Source organism: Pseudomonas sp. CM25, assembly GCF_013179705.1.
Taxonomy (GTDB): domain Bacteria; phylum Pseudomonadota; class Gammaproteobacteria; order Pseudomonadales; family Pseudomonadaceae; genus Aquipseudomonas.
In genome coordinates this window covers 1-9487 of sequence record NZ_JABMCW010000217.1, presented here as the reverse complement: position 1 = coordinate 9487, position 9487 = coordinate 1, and the positions used below count along the sequence as shown (strand labels likewise).

Sequence of the window (9487 nt, the reverse complement as noted above, 5' to 3'; positions counted from 1 at the left end):
AGTTCTCCCGACAAGAAGTCTCTTGACGAAATTATTCGCGAACTCGAGCGAGTTGAAGCCACTACGGCAATCGTCGCATATAAAAATGTGCGCCACACTGACTGCCCTGCGTGCGGGACGAGAATATTCGCAGGCGAAGCAGAATTTGAAAATGACTTGCTTGTTGTGTGCGGCAATACAAAGTGCAGCAAGCTTTTCAATAAGGTAATTAATGAAAAAGGCGAAAAAGTGCTTACCCCGGTTGACACCATCTTTTTCAAATGTGAATGCGACGCACGCATCCCAGTGCAACTAGACGCAATTTGGAAACCTTTCAATTGCCGCGACTGCTTCAAGACATTTCGAGTGAGCCTGGGTCATTCGGCCGTTGTACAAGTGGACTGACCTAACACAAAAAAAGCCCCGCGCGGTGGGGGCTTTTCCATACCTGGCGGGAAAGGTCAGAGTGCTCTGCCCAGACAGATTCAGGATGGGCGCTCTCAAAACAATAATAGATAGGTAGCATTGAAATCTAGCCCCCTGCCCCTTCTTCAGTCGGCCTAGGCCTTCTGAGAAGGGACGAGGAGTCAAGACCCCAGAGTACATGCGGACTCTAAGAGAACGAGCTTTCATGCATAGAACAGCTCGTTCAAAGCGCTGGTGTGTGCGACCGCAAACGGTCTTCATAGTGCATGTAGCGCGCAGCATTAGTATACTTCCTGACTGACCTTAGCGTCCAGCTCTTTAGAGAAATCGAAGTCAGCCCATTTAGTAAACCAATAGTCATTGTATCGTTGAATTCTGGAGATGTCGGAGCCGGCCATTCCATAATAGCCTACAATTATATCCTTGGCCTCTCGACTTACATATGGGCACACTAGAAGATCCAGCGCCATGTGAGTCATCTCTGAACTACCAATCAATGCATCTCTGTCGCTAGCGAAACGCCGAAGAACACACGACTCTAATGCAACTCGAATTCGAGAATACCGAACCTTCTTACCTATATAAAAGAACAAAGTAATGACAGAAAAGTAATCTAGATCATTTTTGACCACATACACACCATCGATCTCCTCAAAGCCAAAACAGCGAGCGAGGAGATTTTCGCTTACTCGATAGTTCCTTCCAAGCTGCCCCATGAGTACCAGAAGATACATCACCTCAATACGAGCACCTTTGCCATCAGAATATTTATCAATAATACTACGGCATCGCTCGTAAATCACTTGCGAAATTAAAGACCCATAACTAAGTCCGATTGAATTGTCAGCATAAAAACTTAGAACACGCTGACAAATCCTACAAAGCTTAATGGTTGTATTGACTTTCGGCGAGACCGCATAAACAAAAAATACAAACCACAAAAGGGACTCTATTGCTTTGGAGAAACTTTTATCAAGCCCTGGAAGTTTTTCTATTTTTTCGTAACCATCAATCAACGCGCCAACTTTTCTCTCGACCACGGAAAGCGAATAATTAAGAACGTCACCATAATCGACGCCAGATGTTGAGAGGATTGATTTGAAATCAGTGACCAAGGAAGATCGATTTATATAAAGCTCCCCACGAGGAAGACTTTCGCCGTCCTTGATATCGTCCGCAACCTTGAATGTAAGTGCCTTATCAAATAAGTCGGATATTCTCTTTTTCGCGATGGATATAGGAGTAATCATAGGCCTCGATAAGGTTTCTTCTTTACCCTTATTGAGAGAAAGCTTGAATCGCTTTAAAACCTCTTGAAGCAACATCTTTGCCTGATAGCAACACTCCTCGTTATTATAAAAAACAAAATAGTCATCTACATATCGATAAATCTTAAAATCTTCATCAGGCCTCCACCCTTTGCCAGTAAGTTGAGCCAACACCTCAGAATCTACAGATTGCAAAATAATTTCAGCAAATATCCTAGAAACCTCGGGGCCAATGAGGATCCCATTAGTCTCATTGTAATTCACTCTTTGCATCAACGAGTCGAATTTGCTGGCAAAGGACTCTCTCAAGGGCGACATATGGACCTTAGAATATCCTTTGCCATAAACGGCCCAAGGAAGTGAGTGCGTATATACACCATCGAAGCATCCGGAAATATCGTATTTAGTTAGAAATTTAAAGTCTCGCTCACACTGGAGATGTTCCTTTGACTCATAAAACTTAAAGACATTACTAAACTTTTCGTAAACGAAAAAAGATCTCAGGTTTTCATAATTCTCGCCAGAAACCTCAACCAAGGTGTCTAACCTGTCTTGCTTTTCTATTTGAGCCCTATTATCAATAAATGTACACCCTGCGACTCTTTTAGGAGACCGCAGGCTAAAGCTGCTCTGACCAGTAAAATAAATAATTAGCTCTTTATATTGGTCGTAGAAGTCCACAACCAACAGCTGAGCTTTGGGATGCATTAGAGCAAGCTGCCTCAGTTGATCCTGCTTATGCGTAGTAAAGAAAGCGAAAGGGACACTATGGTATTCAGACCTCGTCTGTGAAATATCTATGAGAGATCTTTCAAACGCACCTGTGGTGTCGCGCTCTACCGGGACACTTGGCGAGATACCTAGCAACATTTTGACTAGACTATCGAGAGTCGAATCCTTGGAAATCCACTCTATCTTAGAACCGGAGAACTTTACATCATGCTCACATAGAAACCTGTAAAAGTACCTATTGGAAAAAACAATAGGAACTTCGTAAGGCAGAACATCCGAAAGGACCACCCTTTGAATAGGGAAGTTAATTGAAAGTGCTTTCTTAGGCATGTTTCCACCCCCGAGATATTTCAGAAAGCTTTTTCGTACTAAAATTCCTGAATATCTTCTCAGCAAAGCCTTTCTCGAAGGACATTCGAGAAAGCCTTCTCTTCAAGCGCACATCCGTCAGCAGATTTATTTTAGAGCCAAGATACCTATCCAGACCTCGTAACTGAGAGATGTCGGTTATGTACTTATTGCTGTAGTAGACCCCAATAAACGCGTTACTCTTTCTATTAAAAAGGCGCATGTTTCCCGTTAAAAACAGACATCGCATAATGAGTTCATTTGCTGCTTTTTTGGGAATGAACGCTGCTTTTGCGTTATAGTCTTTAAACGACTTTTCTATCCGCTCTCGATATTTTCGGAGTTTAGCGGCACTCATCCTCACACCGCGACTGCTTGGAGAAACGTCAAACTCATAACCCAGATAGGTAAATTTACCACGCTGCTCATCTATGAGATTTAACGCTTGGGTTTTATCATTTAAAGACAAACCTTTTTTTCCTAAAAGATCTCCAAACGAAGCCAAATAGCTATCGGCCGATTCTCTTTTCTCCGGCGCAAACATCATCACCATGTCATCGACGTATCTAGCATAATAAAAAACTTCATTGTGCCTGCTAACCTCAGAATCCACATACGCCAAGTAGATTTCTGACAAATAAGCACTAACTCCAACCCCTCTCGGCAATCCTCTATCTGCGCCGGTCAGTATTAAGTAGTCACCTAAAAGCCTAGTAATTATTCTTTTGACCAAAACGGAAAGCTCGGGCGATTGATGAATGCTTTCTAACAGATCCTTGTGCTGTACCGACTCATAAAATGAGTCAACATCAGCTCGCAAAATAAATTTTGGTGAACCATCCATGGCTAATGATTTGACTTGCGCCACCAAAATATCTCTAGAAGGCATTTTTATATCGTAGACATCCCTCAGAATTTTCTGCACAAATCTGATTGCAAGAACCTGCGCTAGATCTCTGCCTACGCCATACACAGTTTTGCTTCTAATGGGCATAGGTAAAGCACTAAGCTCGACCCTAAAATCTTTAGACAAGATCCTCTTAGCTATTCCCCCCAGCTTGCTCTCTACAAGAGCAGAATGTTGTTCTTTGCGCCCCTTAATGACTTGATTCAGTCGACGAGTACGAAGTTCATAGAATTGAGTTGTTACTGCTCCGGTCCGGTGCTTGTAACGGACAATAGATCTAGATTTTTTTAGATCATAAACATGCATTCGCATCGTATATGCATCAGGAATATATCGTTCTTCTAGATCACCACCCTTTTCACGGTCTTCATTGAGCAGATTATTGAGATTTCTTATTGAAAAAGCCTGATCAATAGACACAAACAACTACCCTGTTAGCGAGCCTGGCTGTCTATACCCCCTGTTGACGGGGCTAGCCTTGTCCCAAAAAGGTACAATAGCGGTACAGTGCCATCATTGGCTACCTTTTGATCAGTTCCGCAAAATTACTGTACAGGCCTACAAGATGCTAACTGTACCTATGCTAGGCTTTCATTGATTTCGCTTGGCTTGGTGAGATCTTCGGCAACTCATAATCCTTTGGTCCACGGTTCGAGTCCGTGTGGGCCCACCAGATACGACAAAGCCGCGCGATTGCGCGGCTTTTTCATGCCTTTCTGTTAGCCAGGAAACTACGCTCGTTTCTTCGGGGCATGCCCTGTACCAACCGACCTGCTTGCGTACTTGCCAGACGTATGACGGGAGACACCACCTGCTTCCGCGTCCGCCAACCGGTGTGCTTCCCACCCCTTCATAGCCAAGGCAACGGTCTTCGGCACGGGTTTTTCGCCACTACGGTAATAGGCCAACATCCGCCTGCTCAGCCCCAGTTCCTGGGCGGCACGATCCAGCGTCAGTTCATGCTTGGCCATCCAGTTCCAGATGAGTTCATGTGAGCACTCTCCCGCCTGTTCCACTGCGCGTGCACGAAGGTTGTCAGCAGCAAGTTCAAGATTATCGTCACCGGCCCAGATGACCGTATCTTTCCACTCCCCGATTGCAGCCGTTGCGAAAATCTTGGGATCGGTAAGGGGGGCCAATGTCGCGTGCTTCCCGATGACTTCGTCCAAAGCCACGCTGAATTGCTGTCCATCCGCAAAGGTAAGCCGCAATGACCCGGGGGCCAACACGGAAACCTCTGTCAGCTGGAAATGTTTGTTGGTCATGGATTCAGCTCCTCCCACATTGCTAGCAATCGAGCTCTGTTTCGCGAAGCCCACTCGAGCGCTTCACTCATCTCACGCAGGGACAGCCGCGAACCACCGAAACCGGCCAACGGAGTTAGGTCATTGATCGCAATCAGTGCCTGACGACCGTCACTGAATCGCAGATGGAAATGCGGCGGCAGATGGTCATTCGCATACAGGCAAATCACGCAATTGGACAACCGGTGGATCGTGGGCATGGGATTATCATACAGTGCAATGGTTGCACCAGACAGTACCATCCGAGCATCCCGCCCACAGCTCCAAAAATGTAACTCTTCTGATTACTCCCCGATCGGCCGCATCTCGACCTGCCGCGGGTTGTAGAAAGTCATACAAGCCGGAACATCCCGCGTAACCAGCGACATCGCGCCAATCACCACGTTATCACCAATGTCGATACGGTCAGCAACGATGCAGCTGTTGGCGCCCATGCTCACGTTGTCGCCAATGCGCAGCGCGTAGTCTTCCAGACCGAGGGTCTTGATGCCGATCGAGCAATTCTGCCGGATGAAGAAATTGCGCCCGATGCCCACATGCCGGGTAATGACCACACCCGGCAGGTGGGCGATGCGCAGGCCGGGTGCGATCTGCGCGCCGATGTCGATGTCCACAGCGTACTTGAGGTTAAGCCGCTGCTGCATGCGCCTGGCGTGACGCCGGGCCAGGCCGCCGCGGGCATCGAGGTACTGGGCCACCCGGAAGGCGAAGAGGAAACCCAGCTTGTTGTCCTTGCGCGCGCGACGCAGCACGTTGAACAGCAGGCTGATGCGGCGTCCGGGCCTTTTCTTGTTGGAGACTTCCAGTCGCCAGCATTCGAGCAGGTGGTCGAGGTTCACACTGAGGTTCTCGTTGGACTAGCGTTTCATCATGCCGAACGCGAAGCCGTCGAGCCAGCGCGGTCCCTTTGTGGGAGCGGCCTTGTGCCGCGATGGGGCGCGCAGCGGCCCCACGATTTCAGCTCCGCTGCAGATATTGCCAGGGCTGCTGCGCAGCCCTTTCGCGACACAAGGCCGCTCCCACAAAGACCGCTTCGGCTGGGCCGGTGGTGACTGGCCTTGCCCTGATCGGCACTGGCTGGCTAGGCTAGCAGGCCAACCGTAGAGACTCGCCATGTCGGATTCCCGCTCCATCACGCTGGATGAAATCGATCGCCAGCTGATCGCCCTGCTGCAGATCAACGCCCGCGAAAGCGTCGCCACCCTCGCCCGCCAGCTGGGCATCGCCCGGACCACGGTCAACTCGCGCCTGGAGCGGCTGGAGAAGAACAAAGTCATCTCCGGCTATGGCGTACGCCTGGGCCAGACTGTGATCGGCGGCGGGCTGCAGGCATATGTAGGGATCAAGGTGCAGCCGCGCTCCGGCAAGGAAGTGGTGCGACGCCTGAGTGCAATGGGGCAGGTGCAGCAACTGTGCGCGGTGAGCGGCGAGTTCGATTATGTGGCCTGGCTGCGGACGGACTCGCCCGAACAGCTGGACCAGTTGCTCGACCAGATCGGTAGCGTCGACGGGGTGGAGAAGACCACCACGTCGATCATTCTCAGCAGTAAGGTGGACCGCGGGCAGCCGCTCTGAGGCCGCTGGCGGTCAGACCTCCTGGCCGTCGAGCAGGCCCTCCAGAATTGCCGAAAGGCTTTCGGCGGAATGCTGCATTGACCAGACGATGTCACGGCTGCGCTCTGGGGCGTGGTGCTGGGCGTAGTCGGTGGCAATCTGGTTGAGGCCGCGGGCCAGCAGGCAGGCGTGAACCAGGGCGTCGGCGGCGTCGATGCCGGGGCGGAGGGTGAAGAGCGGTGGGTGGCTGGATTCGCAGTTGCAGAAGGGTTTTTCAGCGGTTGGTTTGAGCTTTTTGGGTTGGTCGGGTAAGCGGTCGGTCATGGTATAGCCTCCACATCACAGGGGTGATTGGCGGCCAATCGCATCCTTCTCACGGGAATAGGGTGGCAGCCATGCGCGAGGTGAGAACCGGCGAACTTGGAGGCGCGTACCCGGCCAGGCAAAGCCTGCCCGCGCACAGCTGCCATAGCAGTGCGCCTCCAGAAAGATCAGCGGGTTCTCACGCCCGATCGCCGAATTTGCGGCGACCCCGTGAAGTTAACGATGAAACGATTCCCGCGAAGCCAGACCGAGGCGATAGCGGGCGTAGGGTAATTCTTTATTTAATGGAACGGGTGTAAGAACTGTCTGATCACCCGAATCGCAAAGCCAGAACGTTTCCCTGTGGGAGCGGGTTTACCCGCGAATGCTGCTGTGAATCCACCGACGCATTCGCGGTCAAACCCGCTCCCACAGAGTACGCGGTGCACCAGCGATCTCAGCGTTGCAGCTACAAGCCCATCAGACGCGCTGATGCTTTTTGTCACCAATTGACCGTACGTAAATCACGTAGACATATGCAGAATGGGGATATTCACAAGAGGCTCCCCCAATGCCACGCAACCTGTTCACTGAACTCGCTGAAGGTTTTGACGCGCTGGCCGAAGAGCGCGAAGGCAAGAAGACGCTACGCTCGCACAAGGTCAGCTTCACCGAACTGACACCCTTTGCCCCTAATGAGCTTTTGGAGCTGCGCCAGCGCCTCAACATGTCCAGGGCACTGTTCGCAAAGCCTCTCCGAACCAATTCCAGAACGCTGGAAAACTGGGAGCAAGGCCGCTTCAGGCCCAATGCGCAAGCAGTCGCACTGATTCGTCTAGTGCAGAAATACCCTGAGACGGTGGATCATTTGGCATCTTTGGCCTGATTCGTCAAAAATAATTAAAAAGTGGCTAATACGACGAACAAAGCTACATTCAGACAACACTCTGCATCTTAATTACGAACACCCCACTCCCTAAAATGACCCCCAGGCATCTCCTATACTCAGGCTCCGCTCCCCGCGCAGCCCTCTGGCAAGGTCATTTCATGAACAACAAGAACCGCCACCCCGCCGACGGCAAAAAGCCCATCACCATTTTTGGCCCGGACTTCCCATTCGCCTTCGACGACTGGCTGGAACACCCGGCAGGCCTTGGTAGCATTCCGGCTGCGCGCCAAGGCGAGGAAGTGGCAATCGTGGGTGCTGGCATCGCCGGCCTTGTGGCGGCCTACGAGCTGATGAAGCTGGGCCTCAAGCCGGTGGTATACGAAGCCTCCAAGCTGGGTGGCAGGCTACGCTCGCAAGCCTTCAACGGCACCGACGGGATCATCGCCGAACTGGGCGGCATGCGCTTCCCGGTGTCGTCCACCGCCTTCTACCACTATGTGGACAAGCTGGGCCTGGAGACCCGCCCCTTCCCCAACCCGCTGACCCCGGCTTCGGGCAGCACGGTGATCGACCTCGAAGGCCAGACCTACTACGCCGAAAAAACCAGCGACCTGCCCAAACTGTTCCACGAAGTGGCCGACGCCTGGGCCGACGCGCTGGAAAGCGGTGCCCAATTCGCCGACATCCAGCAAGCTATTCGCGACCGTGATGTGCCGCGCCTGAAAGAACTGTGGAACAAGCTGGTGCCGCTGTGGGACGACCGCACCTTCTATGACTTTGTCGCCACTTCGCGCTCGTTTGCCCAGCTGAGCTTCCAGCACCGTGAAGTGTTCGGCCAGGTGGGCTTCGGCACCGGCGGCTGGGACTCGGATTTCCCCAACTCGATGCTGGAAATCTTCCGCGTGGTGATGACCAACTGCGACGACCACCAGCACCTGGTGGTGGGCGGCGTCGAGCAGGTACCGCAGGGCATCTGGCGCCATGTACCGGAACGCTGCGTGCATTGGCCGCAGGGCACCAGCCTGAGCGCACTGCACGGCGGCGCGCCGCGTGGCGGGGTGAAACGCATTGCCCGTGCCGCCGATGGCCGCCTGGCAGTCACGGACACCTGGGGCGATACCCGGCACTACAGCGCCGTGCTTGCTACCTGCCAGACCTGGTTGCTGACCACCCAGATCGACTGCGAGGAATCGCTGTTCTCGCAGAAGATGTGGATGGCCCTGGACCGCACCCGCTACATGCAGTCGTCGAAAACCTTTGTCATGGTCGACCGGCCATTCTGGAAGGACAAGGACCCGGAAACCGGCCGCGACCTGATGAGCATGACCCTTACCGACCGCCTCACCCGCGGCACTTACCTGTTCGACAATGGTGACGACAAGCCCGGGGTAATCTGCCTGTCGTACGCCTGGATGAGCGATGCGCTGAAGATGCTGCCGCACCCGGTGGAAAAACGCGTGCAGCTGGCGCTCGACGCGCTGAAGAAGATTTACCCGAAAACCGATATCGCCGGGCACATCATCGGCGACCCGATCACCGTTTCCTGGGAAGCGGACCCGTACTTCCTTGGCGCCTTCAAAGGCGCACTGCCGGGGCACTACCGCTATAACCAGCGCATGTACGCGCACTTCATGCAACAGGACATGCCTGCCGAGCAGCGCGGTATCTTCATCGCCGGTGACGACGTGTCATGGACCCCGGCCTGGGTAGAAGGCGCGGTGCAGACGTCGCTGAATGCAGTGTGGGGTATCATCAACCACTTCGGTGGCAGCACCCA

At 52.4% G+C, this 9487-nt stretch carries 9 protein-coding genes and 1 pseudogene; 4 read left to right on the top strand and 6 right to left on the bottom strand.

Annotation, left to right across the window (positions count from 1 at the left end):
- Nucleotides 1–384 (top strand): annotated as a pseudogene (locus HP546_RS20265) (hypothetical protein); the annotation flags it as partial.
- A 302-nt stretch (nt 385–686) separates the two neighbouring features.
- On the opposite strand, the gene drt3b reads toward HP546_RS20265, so the two are convergent.
- The 5 genes from drt3b to HP546_RS20240 form a co-directional block, all read right to left on the bottom strand.
- The gene (gene drt3b / locus HP546_RS20260) at nt 687–2735 is read right to left on the bottom strand and encodes an antiviral reverse transcriptase Drt3b (RefSeq protein ID WP_172228717.1); all 2049 of its coding nucleotides are present in this window, start codon (nt 2733–2735) and stop codon (nt 687–689) included.
- Nucleotides 2728–4080, bottom strand: a complete 1353-nt coding sequence (drt3a, locus tag HP546_RS20255) for an antiviral reverse transcriptase Drt3a (protein ID WP_372242448.1) — start codon at nt 4078–4080, stop codon at nt 2728–2730. Before drt3a ends, drt3b begins: the two co-directional genes overlap by 8 nt.
- A 311-nt stretch (nt 4081–4391) precedes the next feature.
- Nucleotides 4392–4925: a DUF2442 domain-containing protein gene (locus HP546_RS20250; RefSeq protein ID WP_172228715.1), complete on the bottom strand. Its 534-nt coding sequence runs from the start codon at nt 4923–4925 to the stop codon at nt 4392–4394.
- The gene (locus tag HP546_RS20245) at nt 4922–5164 is read right to left on the bottom strand and encodes a DUF4160 domain-containing protein (RefSeq protein WP_172228719.1); all 243 of its coding nucleotides are present in this window, start codon (nt 5162–5164) and stop codon (nt 4922–4924) included. Before HP546_RS20245 ends, HP546_RS20250 begins: the two co-directional genes overlap by 4 nt.
- Nucleotides 5165–5248: 84 nt before the next feature.
- Nucleotides 5249–5803 carry a serine acetyltransferase gene (locus HP546_RS20240; RefSeq protein ID WP_172228713.1) on the bottom strand — a complete coding sequence of 185 codons (555 nt, stop codon included), beginning with the start codon at nt 5801–5803 and terminating at the stop codon, nt 5249–5251.
- A gap of 274 nt (nt 5804–6077) precedes the next feature.
- On the opposite strand from HP546_RS20240, the gene HP546_RS20235 reads away from it, so the two are divergent.
- Nucleotides 6078–6539, top strand: coding sequence for an Lrp/AsnC family transcriptional regulator (locus tag HP546_RS20235; protein WP_172228711.1), 462 nt, complete (start codon nt 6078–6080; stop codon nt 6537–6539).
- 12 nt (nt 6540–6551) lie between these two features.
- Here the strand turns inward: HP546_RS20235 and HP546_RS20230 are convergent, their stop codons facing one another.
- The gene (locus HP546_RS20230) at nt 6552–6842 is read right to left on the bottom strand and encodes a hypothetical protein (RefSeq protein WP_172228709.1); all 291 of its coding nucleotides are present in this window, start codon (nt 6840–6842) and stop codon (nt 6552–6554) included.
- A 550-nt stretch (nt 6843–7392) separates the two neighbouring features.
- Between HP546_RS20230 and HP546_RS20225 the strand changes: the two genes are divergently transcribed.
- Together HP546_RS20225 and HP546_RS20220 are read left to right on the top strand one after the other, a co-directional pair.
- On the top strand, nt 7393–7707 hold the full coding sequence (locus HP546_RS20225; RefSeq protein WP_172228707.1) for a DNA-binding transcriptional regulator: 315 nt from the start codon (nt 7393–7395) through the stop codon (nt 7705–7707).
- Nucleotides 7708–7868: 161 nt separating this feature from the next.
- A partial coding sequence (locus HP546_RS20220) for an NAD(P)/FAD-dependent oxidoreductase (RefSeq protein ID WP_172228705.1) occupies nt 7869–9487 on the top strand: 1619 nt, incomplete at its 3' end.